Annotated in this window: 15 protein-coding genes; 4 read left to right on the forward strand and 11 right to left on the reverse strand. The window is 70.5% G+C overall.

Annotated features, from left to right (window positions below; genetic code table 11):
* Window positions 1-189 precede the first annotated feature (189 nt).
* The 8 genes from E1288_RS43270 to E1288_RS43305 all read right to left on the reverse strand — a co-directional run bounded on the left by E1288_RS43270 (window position 190) and on the right by E1288_RS43305 (window position 8,989).
* Window positions 190-816: a hypothetical protein gene (locus E1288_RS43270; protein WP_132494726.1), complete on the reverse strand. Its 627-nt coding sequence runs from the start codon at window positions 814-816 to the stop codon at window positions 190-192.
* 127 nt (window positions 817-943) lie between these two features.
* Window positions 944-1,687 (reverse strand): MerR family transcriptional regulator, encoded by a 744-nt coding sequence (locus tag E1288_RS43275; protein WP_132494728.1) that lies wholly within the window; start codon window positions 1,685-1,687, stop codon window positions 944-946.
* A gap of 180 nt (window positions 1,688-1,867) precedes the next feature.
* On the reverse strand, window positions 1,868-3,478 hold the full coding sequence (locus E1288_RS43280) for a DHA2 family efflux MFS transporter permease subunit (RefSeq protein ID WP_132494730.1): 1,611 nt from the start codon (window positions 3,476-3,478) through the stop codon (window positions 1,868-1,870).
* Between the two features lie 440 nt (window positions 3,479-3,918).
* Window positions 3,919-4,665 carry a FadR/GntR family transcriptional regulator gene (locus E1288_RS43285; protein ID WP_132494732.1) on the reverse strand — a complete coding sequence of 249 codons (747 nt, stop codon included), beginning with the start codon at window positions 4,663-4,665 and terminating at the stop codon, window positions 3,919-3,921.
* Between the two features lie 81 nt (window positions 4,666-4,746).
* A complete protein-coding gene (locus tag E1288_RS43290) occupies window positions 4,747-5,514 on the reverse strand; it encodes a 3-oxoacyl-ACP reductase (protein ID WP_132494734.1) in 768 nt (255 codons plus the stop codon).
* 53 nt (window positions 5,515-5,567) lie between these two features.
* On the reverse strand, window positions 5,568-6,938 hold the full coding sequence (locus E1288_RS43295; RefSeq protein ID WP_132494736.1) for an aldehyde dehydrogenase family protein: 1,371 nt from the start codon (window positions 6,936-6,938) through the stop codon (window positions 5,568-5,570).
* Window positions 6,922-7,650: a gamma-glutamyl-gamma-aminobutyrate hydrolase family protein gene (locus E1288_RS43300; protein ID WP_132494738.1), complete on the reverse strand. Its 729-nt coding sequence runs from the start codon at window positions 7,648-7,650 to the stop codon at window positions 6,922-6,924. The genes E1288_RS43295 and E1288_RS43300 overlap by 17 nt, the downstream gene beginning before the upstream one ends.
* Window positions 7,631-8,989: a glutamine synthetase family protein gene (locus E1288_RS43305; protein WP_132494740.1), complete on the reverse strand. Its 1,359-nt coding sequence runs from the start codon at window positions 8,987-8,989 to the stop codon at window positions 7,631-7,633. The genes E1288_RS43300 and E1288_RS43305 overlap by 20 nt, the downstream gene beginning before the upstream one ends.
* A 232-nt stretch (window positions 8,990-9,221) precedes the next feature.
* Here E1288_RS43305 and eat point away from each other — a divergent pair, with 232 nt between their 5' ends.
* The gene (gene eat / locus E1288_RS43310; RefSeq protein WP_132494742.1) at window positions 9,222-10,661 is read left to right on the forward strand and encodes an ethanolamine permease; all 1,440 of its coding nucleotides are present in this window, start codon (window positions 9,222-9,224) and stop codon (window positions 10,659-10,661) included.
* 291 nt (window positions 10,662-10,952) lie between these two features.
* On the opposite strand, the gene E1288_RS43315 is transcribed toward eat, so the two are convergent.
* From E1288_RS43315 to E1288_RS43325, 3 genes are all read right to left on the reverse strand, one after another.
* On the reverse strand, window positions 10,953-11,339 hold the full coding sequence (locus E1288_RS43315) for a YchJ family protein (RefSeq protein WP_132494744.1): 387 nt from the start codon (window positions 11,337-11,339) through the stop codon (window positions 10,953-10,955).
* An 87-nt stretch (window positions 11,340-11,426) separates the two neighbouring features.
* The gene (locus E1288_RS43320) at window positions 11,427-13,331 is read right to left on the reverse strand and encodes a primary-amine oxidase (RefSeq protein ID WP_132494746.1); all 1,905 of its coding nucleotides are present in this window, start codon (window positions 13,329-13,331) and stop codon (window positions 11,427-11,429) included.
* A 114-nt stretch (window positions 13,332-13,445) separates the two neighbouring features.
* Window positions 13,446-13,808, reverse strand: coding sequence for a winged helix-turn-helix transcriptional regulator (locus tag E1288_RS43325; protein ID WP_207954890.1), 363 nt, complete (start codon window positions 13,806-13,808; stop codon window positions 13,446-13,448).
* A gap of 203 nt (window positions 13,809-14,011) precedes the next feature.
* Here E1288_RS43325 and E1288_RS43330 point away from each other — a divergent pair, with 203 nt between their 5' ends.
* From E1288_RS43330 to E1288_RS43345, 3 genes are all read left to right on the forward strand, one after another.
* Entirely contained in the window at window positions 14,012-14,905 is an 894-nt protein-coding gene (locus tag E1288_RS43330; protein ID WP_207954891.1) for an SDR family NAD(P)-dependent oxidoreductase, read from the forward strand.
* A gap of 823 nt (window positions 14,906-15,728) precedes the next feature.
* Window positions 15,729-17,303 (forward strand): sensor histidine kinase, encoded by a 1,575-nt coding sequence (locus tag E1288_RS43340; RefSeq protein ID WP_235884223.1) that lies wholly within the window; start codon window positions 15,729-15,731, stop codon window positions 17,301-17,303.
* Complete coding sequence (locus tag E1288_RS43345; RefSeq protein WP_132494750.1) at window positions 17,300-17,995, forward strand: response regulator; 696 nt, start codon at window positions 17,300-17,302, stop codon at window positions 17,993-17,995. Before E1288_RS43340 ends, E1288_RS43345 begins: the two co-directional genes overlap by 4 nt.
* Window positions 17,996-18,065: the final 70 nt, after the last annotated feature.

The raw sequence follows: 18,065 nt of genomic DNA on the forward strand, positions 1-18,065 counted from the left end.
CTCCCGCTGCCCGAACCCCTCCAACCACAGCCGCCACACCTCATCGCCATGCCGCTCGACCACCGACACCACAACACCTCCACCAAGATCATTCCAGGAGATGTTGCACCCACCCCTTGAGACCAAGCGCGAAAACGTCACCCCCCAGGCACAGCGAACGCCGGTTTCGCGCGAAAACGGCGTGGGCTGTCAGACCAGCGCCGCGAACACGCCGCCGCCGACGATCGCGCCGACGACCGCTCCCACGGCGACCTGCGCGGGCGTGTGGTCGCCGAGCTGCGCCCGGGACCAGGAGACCGCCGCCACCACCAGCATCAGGACCAGGTAGGCCGGGTGGTAGACCACGGCGAGGATCACCACCGCGCCCGAGGCCACCGCCGAGTGCATGGACACCTTCCACCGGACCGTGATGCCGCCCGTGACGAACAGCGAGGCGATCATGGCGATGTCCAGGGCGATCAGCAGCCACGGCGCACCGAACGCGACCAGCAGCCCCAGCCCGATCAGGCTCATGACGATCAGCGCGACGAACGGCACGAACCGGCCCGCGCGGTCGCGCACGTGGTGGCTGTCCCACCGCCCGGTCTTCGCGCCCCACACGATCACGCCCATCGGCAGGATGCTGCTGGTGGCGGAGACCAGCAGCCCCCAGCCCAGGGTGGGGCCGAGGGTGCGGGTGGCCTGCCAGGCCACCGCCAGCGGCAGCAGCACGACGATCACCCACGGCGCGAAGACTTCGGTGAGCACGCGCGCCGCGCGGTCCTTGCCGGACGGCCGGGCCGGCGCGAGGTCGGTCTCGGGTGCTGCGTTGGTCATGGGTTCCTCTGGTGCTCAGGTCACGGCGTCGCGCGCCGATGTCCACATGGGACAGATCTGGGTGCGTCGTGAGCACTTTGGATCGCCATGGCGATCCGAACCGCTCACGAGCGGCTGGCCACGCCGCTCAGGAGGCCTCGCCGGGCTTGCCGGTGTTCACCAGCAGCTCCACCAGCTTGTCGCCGAGCACGCCCGGGATGACCCGCTCCGCCGAGCGCGCCGCGGCCGCGTTGAGCGCGGACATCACCAGCGGCCGCAGCCGCTGCAGGACGTCGGAGTAGTACGGGATCTCGTCGTCGCTGGGCACCGGGCGGGTCAGCACGTGCTTGCGCACCACCTCGACCAGGATCTCCGCCACGTGGTCGATGTCCTTCTGCAGCTGCTCGGCGAGGTCCAGCACCTCGTTGAGCGGCACGCCGAGGCTGACCAGCTCCGCTCCGGCGTCCAGCAGCTGCGGGCTCGGCGAGACGAAACTGCGACCGCGCCGCTCCAGCAGGCCCAGTTCGATCGACCGCTTGATGTTCGACGGGGAGAACTGCTTGCCGAACTTCTTGCGCAGCTCCCCCACCGTGACGGCGCGGGGCTCCTCGTCCGCCCAGGACGCGCCGACGACCTCCTCCAGCCCGAGCACCTCGCCGAGGCTGCGCCCGGACTCCCAGGCCACGATCATCTCCTTGATCTGTGCGAACGCGTAACCGCGCTCCAGCATGTTGATGATCAGCCGCAGCCGCACCAGGTGCGCGTCGGAGTAGATCGCCGTGCGCCCCTCCCGGCGAGGCGGCGGCAACAGCTCCCGGTCCTGGTAGACGCGCACGTTGCGCACCGTCGTGCCCGCAGCCCGAGCAAGATCGTCGATCCGGTAGTCCACCACTCGACGAAGTCTAGTTCCCCTGTTCGAACCACGCCGCGACCTGGGCCGCGCCCGTGCGTCGCCCGAACCGGCCGACTTCAACGGGGCGAGGTCGACGGGCGCCGGCAGCGCCGCGAGCACGATCTCCTCGCGGCCGAGCAGCGGGCGTGGCCTCCGCCGCGCCCGCTGCTCCGTCGCACATCAGCCAGCGTCCGCCTTGGCCGCTTCGCCTCGTGGAGCTCGGTCGTTCCCCTTGAGCGCGAAGCAGAACAACGCGGCTACCACTAGTACCGCGGCGGACGCCAGCAGCACCACCTGCATCGCGCTGACGAACCCCACCGCGAACGCCTCGTGGCCCAGCCGCGCGAAGAGGGCGGCGTCCTCGGGTGACAGACCAGCCGGGACCGACGGCGGGCTGAACCGCCCTCCCCCGGCCGCCGCGCTCTCGATGAACTGCGCGCGCAACCCCGCGGGCAACAGGCCCGCGCGCAGCTCCGCTTCGCCGCGCAGGGCCGAGTTCAGGCAGGAGGCCAGGACGGCGCCCACCAACGCGGTGCCCAGCACCCCGCCGACCTGCCGCGTAGTGCCTGCGACCCCCGATGCCGCACCCGCGAACCTGGGATCGACGCCGTCCATGGTGACCTGCTGCAACGGCGCGAACGTCGCGCCGCTGGCGACGCCGATGATCAGCAGGCCGGGCAGGAGCGGCCAGGCTCCGGAGTCCGGCCCCGCCATCGCGGCGATGACCACCAGACCGAGCGCGAGCATGATCATCCCCGCGGCGAGGACGCGCTTGCCCCCGATCTCGTCGGCCAGCCTCCCCGCATACGCCGAGCCGATCGCGGTGAGAACGGCATTGGGCAGCAGGACGAACCCCGCTTCAAGCGGCGAATACCCCTGCGCCAGCTGCAGGTGGAGGACGAGCACGAACGCGGTGCCGATCATGCCCAGCTGGAAGACGAAGCCGATCCAGTTCCCGGCCGCGAAGTTCCGCCCGGCGAACAGGCCCAGCGGCATCAGCGGCTCACCGCGCTGAACGTGCTGCCAGCCGACGAACAACGCCAGGAGCACGACACCGGCCGCGATGACCGACGGGATCCCGATCGGCCCGCTGATCGTTCCCCAGTCGTAGCGCTCGCCCTCGATGAGGCCGAACACGATCCCGCTCAGCCCCGCGGTGGCGAGCACGACGCCCACCAAGTCGATCTTGTGCGGGCGTGCGACGCGCAGTTCCGGGACGAACGCCAGGGCCAGCACCGCGGTGGCCACCCCGATGGGGACGTTGATGAAGAAGATCCAGCGCCAGCCGAGGTGGGCGACGATGAACCCGCCGAACACCGGGCCGAGGACCGGCGCGAGACCCGCGATCGCGCCGAAGACGCCGAACGCCCGGCCGCGCATCCGCGGCGGGAAGATCGTCAGGATCGACGAGATCACCTGCGGGAACAGCAGCGCTCCGCCCAGCCCCTGGAGCACTCGCGCGCCGAGCAGCTGTCCCGGCGTGCTCGCGAGGCCGCAGAGAGCGGATGCGGCGGTGAAGGCGGCGATGCCGATCAGGAACAGGCGCCGGTATCCGAAGTTGTCCCCGAGCCGTCCCGTCGTGATCAACAGCGCCGAGAAGACCAGCAGGTAGGCATCGATCACCCACAGCACCTGGTCGTACGAGGCGCCGATGCCGTCGATCAGGGTCGGGATCGCGATGTTGACGATCGTCGCGTCCAGCAGCGACATGAAGAAGCCGATGCAGAGGATGCCGAGCACCAGCCACGGGCGTCGCGCCGCGGGCCGGTCGGCGGAATTGTTCTCCAGCACTCCGATTACCTCCGAGAATTCGGGCACCGGTCGGCGATCCGGGGCCGAGGCGCGCGGCCTCGAGCCCGGATCCCATGACCGGTCCGGGAAATGTGGGCGTTCCGGTGACGTCGCGGAGACGCCCTAGAACCCGGGTTTCGGAGGATTGCCGGAAGCTGCGCCGAGTTCGGCGCGCGAAGAGCCGGAATGCGGTGATGCGAAGGCAGAACGCAGGTCTGCTCGCCCGATTGTCACAACCATCTCAGAACACCTTGCTGCGATGTGGTGTGACTCCCACCTTTCTCGCGTCATCGGACCCGAGGAAAGCTGATCGGCGAGGCTACGTCCACGATGGGAGGTGCCCACGGTGAGATGTCGACGCGGAGCCTAGCACGGCGCCCCCGCGCGGGCGGTTCCGAGCTGTCGGGACCGCAGTTTCAATTGAAACTGCGGGGAACCCGTCACGACAGGAAGCCGCGCAGCAGCGACGCGGTGCCCTCCAGGTGCTCGGCCATGGCCCGCCTCGCGGCCTCCGGATCGCCGTCGAGGATGGCCCGCACGACCTCCTCGTGCTGCTCGTTGGAGTGCACGATGTTGCGCTCCAGCAAGGGAATCGCGTCGAGCAGCTCGTTGAGTCGCATCCGCACGTCGGCGACCGCCGAGGTCAGCGACGCCGAGCCGGACAGCTCGGCGATCGCCAGGTGCAGCCGCGAATCCATCCGCCGGTAGTTGTGCAGTTCCGCGGTGCCCGCGTCGGAAAGCCGCGACACCAGGTGGGCGCGCTCGGCCTCGCCGAGGTCCCGGGCCGCCGCCTGCTCGGCCGCGCCCACCTCCAGCACGTGCCGGTGGGTGAGGGCGTCGTGCAGGTCGACGCCCATCTCACGGGCGATCCGGCGCGGTCCCTTGCGGCTGGGCCGCGGCGGTTCGACGTTGACGAACGTGCCGCCGTAGCGGCCGCGCCGGGACTCGACGTACCCGGACTCCTGCAACGCCCGGATCGCCTCCCGCAGCGTCACCCGGCTGACGTTGAGCCGGGCGGCCAGCTCCCGCTCCGCGGGCAGCCGCTCCCCCGGCGCCACCACGCCGAGCCGGATCGCCTGCAGCAGGCGCTCCACCGTCTCCTCGAACGCGTTGCCGGTGCGCACCGCTCGGAACAGCGCCTCGCTCGCCCGGCTGTGCAGCACCAACGGCTCGTTCTGGCTGCTCACGTCACTCCCCCGGCCAGCCTTGCGGTCGTGAGTGCGTAGCCGTGCTCCAGCCCGGCTGTGCACTCACGACCCCGACGATACTCACAGGGGCGTGACGTACGCGCCGGAGATGCCGCCGTCCACCAGGAACTGCGAGGCCGTGATGAACGACGCGTCGTCGCTGGCCAGGAAGGCGACCGCGGCCGCGATCTCGGTCGGCTCGGCGAAGCGCCCCATCGGGACGTGCACCAGGCGCCGCTGGGCTCGCTCGGGGTCCTTGGCGAACAGCTCCTGCAGCAGCGGCGTGTTCACCGGCCCCGGGCACAGCGCGTTGACCCGGATGCCCTCCCGCGCGAACTGCACGCCGAGCTCGCGGGACATCGCCAGCACGCCGCCCTTGCTCGCGGTGTAGGAGATCTGCGAGGTCGCCGCGCCCATCACCGCCACGAACGACGCGGTGTTGATGATCGAGCCCCGCCCCTGCCGCCGCATGTACGGCAGGACGTGCTTGCAGCACAGGTACACCGAGGTGAGGTTGACCTCCTGCACCTTCCGCCACGCCTCGATGCCGGTGTCCAGGATGGAGTCGTCGTCGGGCGGGGAGATGCCGGCGTTGTTGAAGGCGATGTCGACGGAGCCGAACTCCGCGTCGGCGGTGGCGAACAGCCGCGCGACGGCTTCGCCGTCGGTGACGTCGGTCTGCACGAACAGCCCACCGACCTCGTCCGCGGCGCGCTTGCCCGTGTCCGGGTCGACGTCGGCGATGACGACCTTGGCCCCCTCGGCGGCGAACCGGCGGGCGGTGGCCAGCCCAATCCCGCTGGCGCCGCCGGTGATGACGGCGACGCGGTCCTGCAAACGTTCCGGCATTTGCTCACTCCCTGGTTCTCGCGGGACACCGGCCGGACGCCTGAGCTGGTCGCTCAGGCGTCCTCCGAAGTCGGGATGAAGACGTTCTTGGTCTCGGTGAACGCGTCGACCGCGTCCGGCCCGAGCTCGCGGCCGAGCCCGGACTGCTTGAACCCGCCGAAAGGCGTGTTGTAGCGCACGGAGGAGTGCGAGTTGACCGAGAGGTTCCCGGCCTCGACCGCGCGCGACACCCGCAACGCGCGCGCCACGTCGCGGGTCCAGATCGATCCGGCCAGGCCGTACGCGGTGTCGTTGGCGATGCGCACCGCGTCGGCCTCGTCCTCGAAGGGCACCACCGCGACGACCGGTCCGAAGATCTCCTCGGCGAACGCCGGATCCGCCGGATCGGGCGTGAGAACCGTTGGCGGGAACCAGAATCCGCTGCCCGTCGGCGCCTCGCCCTGGAACGCCACCGGCGCTCCGCCGGGGACGTAGCCGGCGACCTTGGCGCGGTGCGCGGCCGAGATCAGCGGACCCATCTCGGTCTTCTCATCGGCCGGGTCGCCCACGACCACACCACGCACGGCCGGCTCCAGCAGCTCCATGAACCGGTCGTAGACGTTGCGCTGCACGAGAATCCGGGACCGCGCGCAGCAGTCCTGCCCGGCGTTGTCGAAGACGCCGTAGGGCGCCGTCGCCGCCGCGCGCTCCAGGTCCGCGTCGGCGAAGACGATGTTGGCGCTCTTGCCGCCCAGCTCCAGCGTCACCCGCTTGACCTGGCTCGCGCACCCGGCCATGATCCGCCGGCCCACCGCGGTCGAGCCGGTGAAGACCACCTTGCGCACGTCGGGGTGGGTGACGAACCGCTCCCCGACTACCTCGCCCCGGCCGGGCAGGACCTGCAGCAGCCCTTCCGGAAGTCCCGCCGCCAGCGCCAGTTCGCCGATCCGGACCGCGGTGAGCGGCGTGAGTTCGGCGGGCTTGAGCACCACCGCGTTGCCCGCGGCCAGGGCCGGGGCGAACCCCCACGCGGCGATGGGCATCGGGAAGTTCCACGGCACGATCACGCCGACCACGCCCAGCGGCTCCTGGAACGTGACGTTCACGCCGCCGGCCACCGGGATCTGGCGGCCGAAGAGCCGGTCCGGTGCGGCGGCGTAGTACTCCAGCACGTCCCGCACGTTGGCCGCCTCGCCACGCGCGTTCCCGATGGTGTGCCCGGAATTGCGCACTTCCAGCCGCGCCAGGTCCTCGATGCCGGCGTCCACCGCCGCGGCGAACCGGCGCAGCAGCCGCCCCCGCTCCGCCGGGGCGAGGGCCTGCCAGGACCGCTGCGCGCGGACCGCCCGCGCGATGGCGGCGTCGGTCTCGTCGACGGAGCACAGCTGCACGGTGGTCACGACCTGCTCGGTCGCCGGGTTGATCACTTCATGCGCGGTGGTCACCGCGTACCTCCTTCGCCGCCGCGGCAAGCGCCACGAACAGCCGGTCGTCGGCTGCGTCTTCTTCCGGATGCCACTGGACGCCGAGCCCGAACCGCGCCCCGGCCAGCTCCACCGCCTCGACGGTGCCGTCGCCGGCCCGCCCGGTGACGTCGAGGCGCGGGGCGACCTCGGCGATGGCCTGGTGGTGGTAGCAGGGCACCTCGACGTGCTCGCCGAGGATCTCCGCGATCCGGCTGCCCGGGCTCAGCTCCACCTTCGTACTGCCGAAGACCGCCGGCTCCGGCTGGTGATCCCGGTGCTCGACGAGGTCCGGGAGGTGTTGGTGCAGGGTTCCGCCGAGGGCGACGTTCATGATCTGCGCACCCCGGCAGACACCGAGCACCGGCAGGTCGCGGTCGAGCGCGGCGCGCAGCAGCCGGGTCTCCCAGCCGTCCCGGGGCGGCCGGGTCGGGCCGAGCTCGGCGTGCGGCCGCCCGCCGTAGCGTGCCGGGTCGATGTCCGCGCCGCCGGCGAGCACCAGACCGTCCACAGCGGACAGATCGGGATCGCCCGGGAGGACCGGCAGCAGCACCGGGAATCCGCCGCCGCGGTGCACCGCGTCGACGTAGGTCGTGGGCAGCAGGGCCGCTTCGCGGTGCCAGACCCCCCAGCTCGCCGACTCGACGTAGGTGCTGATGCCGATGATCGGCCGGTCAGAGGCGTTCGAACCCACGGATCCGCTCCCAGTCGGTGATCGCCGCGTCGAAGGCCGCCAGTTCCACCCGGGCCGCGTTGACGTAGTGGTCGACGACGTCCTGGCCGAACGCCTCGACCGCGACCTTGCTCCCGGCCAGCAGCCCGGCGGCCTCGCGCAGCGTCGTCGGGACCGTGGGTTTGCCGGAGGCGTAGGCGTTGCCCGAGAGCATCGGTTCCAGCGGTAGTTCCTCGGAAATCCCGTGCAGCCCGGCGGCCAGGATCGCCGCCACCGCAAGGTACGGGTTGACGTCGCCGCCCGGCACCCGGTTCTCCACGCGCAGGCTATCGCTGTGGCCGACCACCCGCAGCGCGCAGGTCCGGTTGTCCCGGCCCCACGCGATGGTGGTGGGCGCGAAGCTGCCGGCCGCGAAGCGCTTGTAGGAGTTGATGTTCGGCGCGAGGAAGTAGGTCAGCTCCGGCAGGCAGGCCAGCTGGCCCGCGATGAAGTGCTCCATGACCGGGGAGAACCCGTGCTCCCCGGCGCCGGGCATCGCCGGACCGGCGTCGTCGCGCAGGCTCACGTGGATGTGGCAGGAGTTGCCCTCGCGGGCGTCGTACTTGGCCATGAAGGTGAGGCTCACGCCCTCCACTGCGGCTATCTCCTTGGCGCCGTTCTTGTAGAGCGTGTGGTTGTCGCAGCTGGTCAGCGCGTCGGAGTAGCGGATGGCGATCTCGTGCTGGCCCAGGTTGCACTCGCCCTTGGCCGACTCCACGTACAGCCCGGCCCCGGTCATGTCGTTGCGGATCCGCCGCAGCAGCCCCTCGATCCGGCTGGTCCCGGCGATGGAGTAGTCCACGTTGTACTGGTTGGCCGGGGACAACTCGTGGTAGCGCTTGTCCCACGCCTGTTCGTAGGTGTCGCGGAAGACCAGGAACTCCAGCTCCGTTCCGACGTGCGCGGTGAGCCCGAGCCCGGTGAGCCGGTCGAGCTGCCCGCGCAGCACCTGCCGCGGCGACGGGGCGACCGGCTCACCGGAATGCCACTGCACGTCGCAGAGCACCAGTGCGGTCGCCTCCTGCCACGGGATCCGGCGCAGGGTTGCGAGGTCCGGGCTCAGCACGAAGTCGCCGTAACCGGTCTCCCACGAGGTCATCGCATAGCCGTCCACAGTGGTCATGTCGACGTCGACGGCGAGCAGGTAGTTGCACGCCTCGGTGCCGTGGGCGAGCACCTCGTCGAGGAAGTAGCGGGCCGAGCACCGCTTGCCCTGCAACCTGCCTTGCATGTCGGTCAGCGCGACGACGACCGTGTCCACCTCGCCCGAGGCGACCAGCTCGCGCAGTCGTCCGACGGTCAGCTGCTCGTTGGGCGACACCGGTGGCTCCCTTCGGCCGAACCAGCCGGCCATGCATTGGTATGGGACCAGACCTTTGAACGCGGGCCAATGGAAGCAGCCGCCGACTCCGAGTGTCAACACCCGTTCGGCTGCCCGCATGGAGTCGGCGTCGAGTTCCGGCCACGGGTATTGACATCGCCCGGCGGCGACAGCACGCTGCCCAACTAATCAATGGGCCACGGTCATACCAATCTCGGGAGAGGACCCCGCCATGACCGAGAAGCGGCGGCAGGTGGACTACGAACGGGTCGGCAGCGACTACCTGGACAAGCGCCGGCTCCGGCAGGGCGCGGCGGGCTGGGTCCTGCTCGCCGGGCTCGGCGTCTCGTACGTGATCTCCGGCGACTTCGCCGGGTGGAACTTCGGGCTGGCCGAGGGCGGCTGGGGCGGACTGCTCCTGGCAACGGTGCTGATGGCGACCATGTACACCGGCATGGTGTTCGGGCTGGCCGAGATGGCCTCGGCGCTGCCGGTGGCCGGGGCCGGGTACGGCTTCGCCCGCCGCGCCCTCGGCCCGCTCGGCGGCTTCGCCGCCGGCACCGCGATCCTCATCGAGTACGCCATCGCGCCGGCCGCCATCGCGGTGTTCATCGGCGGCTACGTGGAATCGCTGGGGCTGTTCGGGCTGACCAGCAGCTGGCCGGTGTACCTGGCGTGCTTCGCCATCTTCGTCGGCATCCACCTCTACGGCGTGGGCGAGGCGCTGCGGCTGATGTTCGGCATCACCGCCGTGGCCGTGGTCGCCCTGATCGCCTTCGTGGTCGGCATGATCCCGCAGTTCTCGGCGGCGAAGCTGTTCGACATCGCACCGGTGGACGCCGCGGGCGCCAGCGCGTTCCTGCCGTTCGGCTACGCCGGGGTGCTCGCCTCGCTGGTGTACGGCATCTGGTTCTTCCTCGCCGTGGAAGGGGTTCCGCTGGCCGCGGAGGAAGCCCGCGACCCGCGCAAGGACATGCCGCGCGGGATCATCGCGGCGATCGCGGTGCTGCTGGTGTTCGCCGCGGCCATCCTGGTGGTCGCGCCGGGCGGGGCCGGGTCAGCGGCCATCGCCGACGCCGACAACCCGCTGCCCGCGGCGGTGCGCGCCGCCACCGGCGGCGACAACGCGCTCGCCGAGATCGTCAACTACGTGGGCTTGGCCGGGCTGGTGGCGAGCTTCTTCTCCATCATCTACGCCGCGTCCCGGCAGCTGTTCGCGCTGTCCCGCGCGGGGTACCTGCCGCGCTGGCTGTCGGTGACCGGCAAGCGCCGCACCCCGTACCTGGCGCTGGTGGTGCCGGGAACCATCGGCTTCGTGCTGGCCGCGGCCACCCGCGACGGGGCGCTGCTGATCAACATCGCGGTGTTCGGCGCGACGATCTCCTACGTGCTGCTGAACCTGTCGCACATCGTCCTGCGCTTCCGCGAGCCGGGGCTGGAGCGCCCGTACCGGACCCCCGGCGGAATCGTGACGACCTCGGTCGCGCTGGTGCTGGCGATCGCGGCGGTGATCGCGACGTTCATCGTGGACATGGTCGCGGCGGCCATCATGGCCCTGATCTTCCTGGCGGCGCTGGCCTACTTCTGGTTCTACAGCCGCCACCACCTGATCGCCAACGCCCCCGAGGAGGAGTTCGCCGCCCTCCGAGCGGCCGAATCCGAGCTGTCATGACCGCAGTTTCAATTGAGCGTTTTCATCCTGGTCAGCCCGCGGTCGCGGGCCGCAAAGCTGCACGTCGATGGCATGACGCATGCGCCGCAGGCGCATAAACCACCTACGACACCTGCACCGCCGCGGGTTCACGGTGCCCACCCCTCCCGGGGTTCCCCCGGCGAGGACGGCCCCTCCGCCGTGTATTGGACATACATCAGGAGGGGCACCCACAGACCAGGGAGCGTCTGAGGTTCCGCCACCCGCACCGCCACGCAAAACGAGGCTGGAAAAACCTCAATTGAACTGCGGTCAGTCGTGGTCGCCGTCGACGTAGAACCAGGCCCCGTCCTCCCGGACGAAACGGCTGTCCTCGGTCAGCACTCCGGCTCGTCCGCCCAGGCGGTAGTGCGCCTCGAACCGGACCGTGCCCTCCGCGTCGAACGGCCCGCCGCCGGTGCGGTCGAGGATTTCGAGGCGGACCCAGCGCTGGTCGGGATCGAGGCTCAGCGAGTCCGGCCGGGTCGAGGGGTGCCACGAGGCCAGCAGGTAGGCCGTGTCGCCGACCGCGAACGCGCTGAACCGCGAGCGCATGAGCTGCTCGGCCGTGGCCGCGCTGCGCTCGCCGGCGTGCAGGCGGGCGCAGCACTCGGCGAACGGTTCGCCGAGGCCGCAGGGGCATCGCTTGGGGGTGCTCACCCCGACAGCTTCTCATCAGCGCGGGGAGCCGGCGGTCGTGAGTGCGAGAACCGTTAAGAACCGGCTTCCGCACTCACGCCCCCCCGGTCAGCTCTCGCAGCAGTGCGACGCGGTGCCGTTGCCGGGCGGGACGTCGAGCGTCGGGTTCCGGTCGAAGAAGCCGACCGGCTTGAGGGTGAAGCCGCAGAGGTCCACCGGCATCACCGGCCAGTCCTCCGCGCGCGGGAAGTGCGTCAGGCCGAAGGTGTGCCACAGCACGATGTCCTCGCCGTCGATGCCGCGGTCCTCCGCCGTGAACGCCGGGATGCCCGCGCCGCCGTGGCTCTGGTTCACCCACTCCCCCGCCGGGTACCGCTCGTCCGCCGCGTACCGGGTGACCCACAGGTGCTTGGTCGCGAACTCGGCGCGCTTCGCGATCGACGAACCGGGATCCGCCAGCAGCACCGGGTAGCCCTGCGGGTGCAGCGCGTACCCGACCGGCTGACCGAGCCGGTTGGTGCGCTCGGTGTTGACCACGTGCCAGACCCGCCCGCTGGCCGGGTCGGCCTCCCGTCCGGTGTCGCTCTCCCGCGCCAGCCGGGTGACGCTGCGGGTGAAGGCGTTGCCGTGCGGGTTCTCCGCGCTGATCGGCTCGCGCTTCGCCTGCACCTCGTCGACGGCGTTGCTGGTGCCGTCGACCATCATGTCCAGCCGCGCGCTGAACAGGTGCTGGTGGAACGGCGCGCCGAGGCCGGGGGCGAGCTCGCTGGCCCAACGCGAGCCCTCCGCCGGGTAGGACGAGGTGAACACGATGCCGGTGGCCTTGACCTCCAGCTGGATGGTGCCGTCCAGATAGAGGTACCAGTAGAAGCCGTAGTCGTAGTTGCCGACGCTGGAGAAGAAGGAGATCACCAGCCGCCGCTGCCGCCGGGTCTCGGCCGATCCGGTGAACACGTCGGTGTGCTTCCACAGCACCCCGAAGTCCTCCTCGTGCATGCACACCGCGTTGCGCAGCGTCCGGGGCGCGCCGTCCTCCTGCGCCACCACCGCGTCGAAGTAGTGGATCTCGCCGAGGCAGTCGCAGCCGAGGACGAGCTCGTTGGCGAGCTTGCCCAGCGAGTACTCGCCGGAGTCGAAGTAGTTCTGCCAGAACCGCGCCGGGGCCGGATCGCCGTAGTTGACCAGCATCTCGGCGACCGAGGCTCGGTAGATCACCGGCCGCTCCCGATCGCCGTCGCGGAACGACAGCTGGTGCAGCACCAGGCCTTCGCGCGGGTCGAAACCGACGCGGAAGCGCCAGTTCTCCCAGCGCACCTCGTGGCCGTCGACGGCGAAGCTCGGGCCGTCGGGCTGGGTGATCTCGATCGGCTTCAGCGTGTCGCGCTGCGGGCCGAACAGCTCCTGGTCGGGGTAGTTGCCGCTCTCCGCCGGGACCGGCAGGTGGCGGTCGTCGACGACCTCCAGCACGCGCTGCTCGATGACGTCGACGTAGGCCACCAGCCCGTCCACCGGGTGCGCCCAGGGAAGTTCGTCCGGGTCGTTCTGCACGAACGCCAGAGCGCGCAGCATCCGGCGACCGCTCTCCTCCGCGACGCCGAACCAGCCGGCGGACAGCGGGCAGACCCGCACCTTGTCGATGTCGTCGATGCCGCGGTCGCGGATCGCCTGCCGCCACGTCTCGTCGGCGCCCACGATCTTCTCGACCAGCTCGTACTCGGTCAGCATCACCGGCGGCTGGCCGTGCTCGACCGGGTCGACGGTGCGCTTCTCCACCACCCGATCGCCGGTCAGCGACACCACGGTGGTGGTCAGCTCACCCGTCTTCGTGTCGAGCAGCACCGAACGCACCTGGCGGTCGAAATCGCCGCCCGCCAGCACCACGGCCTTCGGTGGTTCCTCGAGCTGCACCAGGGGAAACCGGGTCGATTCGCGCAGGAGTCCCGCGCCCTGCAGGATTTCGCGGTTGCGCACGATCTCGTCGGAGCTCAACGGTTCCAGCGGATGCTTCGTCATCGCCTGCCCTCTCCAGTCTCGGTAGCCCCGGATCGCCCCAGATTCCCTTGGAACAGGGGGGTTCGTCCAGCGGATCACCACGATCACCGGATCGTCGCAACCGCGCCGTCCGGCTCAGCGCGCGTCGTAGCGAAGCCGGTTCGCCGCGATCTCGGTGCGATGGTCGATCGCCCACTCGCCGAGCGCGAGCGCCGGGCCGAGAAGCGAGTCACCGAGCTCGGTCAGCGCGTAGTCGACGCGCGGCGGCACACTCGCGTGCACGGAGCGGCTGACCAGGCCGTCGCGTTCCAGCTTGCGGAGCGTCAGCGTGAGCATCCGTTGCGAGATGCCGCGAACGGCGCGGTGCAGTTCGCCGAAGCGAAGCGGCCCGTCCCGGAGCTGCCCGACGACCAGCAGGCTCCACTTGTCCCCGACCAGCGCCAGGATTCCCAGCACCTCCTGGCAGGCCGCTGCTTCCGCTGCATCGGCGCGGGTCAATGGTTACCTCCGTGTGCGTCACCGACAGGAATGTGCCGTCTTGTGCCGACTCCGTTGGTACCAAATGATGTGCCTGCGCACAAAACGTAAGCATTGGAAAGTTCAGCCGTTTCCGCTGGCGGACGGCTGTGTGTGCTTTGCGCTGCCATAGCGGCACAAAAGCACACGGCCGATGACCAGCGGTGACGCGGAAAGGGCAGCTGGTGCACAAGAATCTGGTGGTCGTCGGGGCCGGGCCGGGGCTCGGGATGGGCGTCGCTCGGGCGTTCGGCAGGCGCGGGTTCCGGGTCGGGCTGATCGCGCGGAACGCGGCGCGGCTCGCCGAATCCGTCCGGGAGCTGGAGAGCAGCGGCATCACCGCGACCGCGCACCCGGCGGATGTGCGGGACCGCGACGTGCTGACCGGCGCTCTCGACGAAGCGCAGCACGCGCTCGGGCCGATCGACGTGCTCGAATACAGCCCCGGTCCGCAAGCGCCGATCACCTCGGCCGCCGAGACCGATGCCGATGCCGCGAGCGCGCAGTTCGAGCTGTGCGCGCTGGGCGCGGTCACCGCCGTCAGCCACGTGCTCCCCGGCATGGTGGCACGCGGTCGCGGATCGCTGCTGCTGACCACCGGGGTGTCATCGCTGGTGCCCGCGCCTTTCCTGGGCAACGTGGGGCTGGCGATGGCGGGCCTGCGGAACTGGGCGCACGCACTGCACATCGAGCTCGCTCCGAAGGGGGTCCACGCCGCGGCGGTCACGATCGCCACCGGAGTCACCGCCGAGAACGCGCCGAGGTGGGCGAACACTACTTCGGACTGTACGAATCCCCGGAGCGGGCCGAGGAAATCATCGGCGACGTCGCGGCCTTCGAATCGCTCGTCACGAGCAACGCCGCGCCGCGCCCGTAGCCGGGCGCGGCGCGGCGCGGCGGCCCCGGGCGCTAGTCCTGCGGCTGATTTTCGGACTGGGGCTGGGGCTTGGTCTGCGGTTGTGGCTTGGGGTACGGCTTGGTCTGAGGCTCGGATCCGTCCGGCGACGAGGTGCTGCTGTGCGCGGTTCCGTCGTGGGACTCACCGTCGTGCGGAGACGCGTCCAGCACCGTCGCGGTGAGGAGCTTGTCCAGCCCAAGGGGTTGGGCCCCTTCAGCCGCGACGGCGGTGCCGGACGCTCCCAATACGATCAGACCGCCGAGCAGCGCAGTGATGAGTGGACGACGCATGGAAAACCTCCCTGGAGTCGGGCATTGCCGTGGGAGACGCCATCACAACTCGATCATCGCCGCCGGATGCATCACCGTGCCGTGCAACCGGTTCCCGAGTTCGGGGGACGGGCCGCACCCGGAGGGAAAGCAGTAGCCCGGTCGCCGGGGGATGTGCGACCGGACCACCACGAGGTGGGTACCTGGGGGGTGTCAGGTGTCCACCCGTTCCTCTTCCCGCGATTCCGCGGCCTGCGCACCGCGCCGCGGAATCACCCGGGATTCGTCGGCCGGAGGACCCGCCGACGGCGACGAACGCACTGCGTGCACGGGGAGTTCGTCTCCGCGGTCGAGAGCCGAGTGATGCCATGCTGCCGCGCCACCACCACACTGTCGCCGTTGCGTACATAACGAAACTTTTGTCACTTTTGTAACCGGGAACGGTGGCCGATTCCCCGCGGAACCGGCCCGGACGGCGCCGAGCTGCTGGACCGATTCCGGCGGCAGCAGCGCGAAGCGTACGAGCACATCACCCGGGACCGGCCCGAGCGGGAACAGCTGGAATTCACCCGCCTGCTGCTGGAGTACGTCGGCGCGACCGAAGCGCTCCGCGAGCGGCGCACCCGGTGATCACACCCTGAAATCGATCGCTGACCTGCGGCGATGGTGGGGTGCCGCGCGTTCGCCGGACCCCGGCGGTTACCGTTCGGGCCGGCGGTGGAGGAGGCGGGCGCGGTGTTGCGGGTGCAGGGATCGTTGTCTCGGCAGTTGCTCGGGTGGCAGCTGCTGATCATCGTCCTGCTGCTCGCCTCGATCGCGGTGTTCTCCGTCGCGCAGACCGACTCCGCGTTCCGGGCCACCGAGGGCCGCAAGATGCTGTCGGTCGCCGAAGACCTCGCCGCCACCTCCGGGGTGCGCGTCAGCCTCGAAGACCCCTACAAGCGCGACACGCTGCCGATCTTCGCCGAGAGCACCCGCAACCTCTCCGGCGCCGACTACGTGATCATCACCGACCGGCGCGGCATCGTGCTCACCTCGCCCGATCCCGGGCAGCGCGGGCAGCTGCTGCCGAAGTCCGAGACCGCGCTGGGCGGCCGCTCGTGGGTCGGCGAGATCGAGCTGGACGGCGCCGATTCGCTGGTCGCCCAAGTGCCGGTGATCTCCAACGACGCACGCGTCCTCGGCGTCGTCGCGGCCGGCCGCAATCCCCCGGACCTGCTGCAGGGGCTGCGCCAGGCGCCGGAGAACCCGCTGACCCTGCTGGCCTTCGCCACGGTGCTCGGCATCGCCGGATCGGTGCTGCTCGCCCGGCGGGTGAAGCGGCAGACCCTCGGCCTGGAACCGCAGGAGATCACCCGGCTAGTCGAGCACCGCGAGGCCCTGCTGCACGGCGTTCGCGAAGGCGTGCTGGGCGTGGACGAGCAGAACCGCATCACGCTGGTCAACGACCAGGCGCGGCGCCTGCTGTCGCTGCCGGCCGACTGCGTGGGCAACGACATCGACTCGCTGGACCTCAACGACCGCGCCCGCGACGTGCTCACCGGCCGCACCGACGGCGTGGACCAGATCGTGCTGCGGCGCGGCAAGGTCGTGGTGCTCAACCGGATGCCGATCTCGTCGGTCGGCGCCGTGGTGACCATGCGCGACCGCACCGAACTCGTGGACCTGCAACGAGAACTCGCGGTGCACCGGGACACCACCGACACCCTGCGCGCCCAGGCGCACGAGTTCAGCAACCGGCTGCACATCATCTCCGGGCTGGTCGAGCTGGGCGAGTACGAGGAGCTGCAGCGCTACGTGCACCGCATCAGCCACACCCGCGAGCAGTGGCACGCCGAGGTCACCGCGCGGGTCCACGACCCGGCCACCGCCGCGCTGCTGATCGCCAAGGCCAGCCTCGCCGCCGAACGCGGCGTCGGTCTGCGCCTGAACGAGGGCAGCTACCTGCCGGAGATCGACGAAGAGCTGTCCGCCGACCTCGTCACGGTGCTGGGCAACCTGATCGACAACGCGCTCGACGCCCTCGAAGCCGGTCCGGCCGACGCGGACCGGTGGATCGAGATCGACCTGCGCTGCACTGACGAAGTCACCGCGGTGGTGCGGGATTCCGGGCCCGGGGTGGCCGCCGAGATCGTCGAAGAGGTGTTCCGGCACGGCTTCACCACCAAGGCAGCGCGCGGCGGCGAACGCGGCCTGGGTCTGGCGTTGACGAGGCAGATCTGTCATCGTCGCGGCGGTTCGGTGCAGGTGCACAACGCGCACGGTGCGGTGTTCACCGCGCGGCTGCCGCTGGAAGGGCCGGGATCGTGATCAAGGTGTTGGTGGTGGACGACGACTTCATGGTCGCGAAGATCCACAGTGGATACGTGGCCCGCGTCGACGGGTTCGAGATCGTCGGGGTGGCGCACACCGGTGCGGACGCGATCCGCGCCGTCGACGAACTGCGCCCGGAACTCGTGCTGCTGGACATCTACCTGCCCGACATGGACGGCCTCTCGGTGCTGCGGGAGCTGCGCGCGAGCACCACGCGCCCGTCGGCGGACCCCGACGTCATCGTGATCACCGCGGCCCGCGACCTGGACACCGTGCGCGGCGCGATCCGCGGCGGGGCGCTGCACTACCTGATCAAGCCGTTCAGCTACGAGGCGCTGCGCGACCAGCTGGAGAACTTCCGCGCCCTGCACCAGAAGCTCAGCGGACTGCCCGGCGACTCCCCCGCCGCGCAGCAGGACGTCGACCAGATCTTCGGCACCCGGACCCACCGAGCGGCGCCGCCGAAGGGGCTGGCCACCGAGACGGCGCAGATCGTCGAGCGCATCCTGCGCGAGACGACCGCGACCGACGGCGACGTGTCGGCGGCGGAATGCGCGGACGCCGCAGGCGTTTCCCGCGTGAGCGCGCGAAAGTACCTGGAGCACTTCGTCACCTCGGGCCGCGCCGAGGTCCGCCTCCGCTACGGCGGCACCGGCCGCCCGGAACGCCGCTACCACTGGACCCGCTGACCGCCCGACGCACCGACAACACCCAATTTTAGGCAAAATCGGAAACCCCTGAACCTGTCTCTTATACACA

Origin of the sequence: Saccharopolyspora elongata (genome assembly GCF_004348985.1) — a bacterium.
Taxonomy (GTDB): Bacteria; Actinomycetota; Actinomycetes; order Mycobacteriales; family Pseudonocardiaceae; genus Saccharopolyspora; species Saccharopolyspora elongata.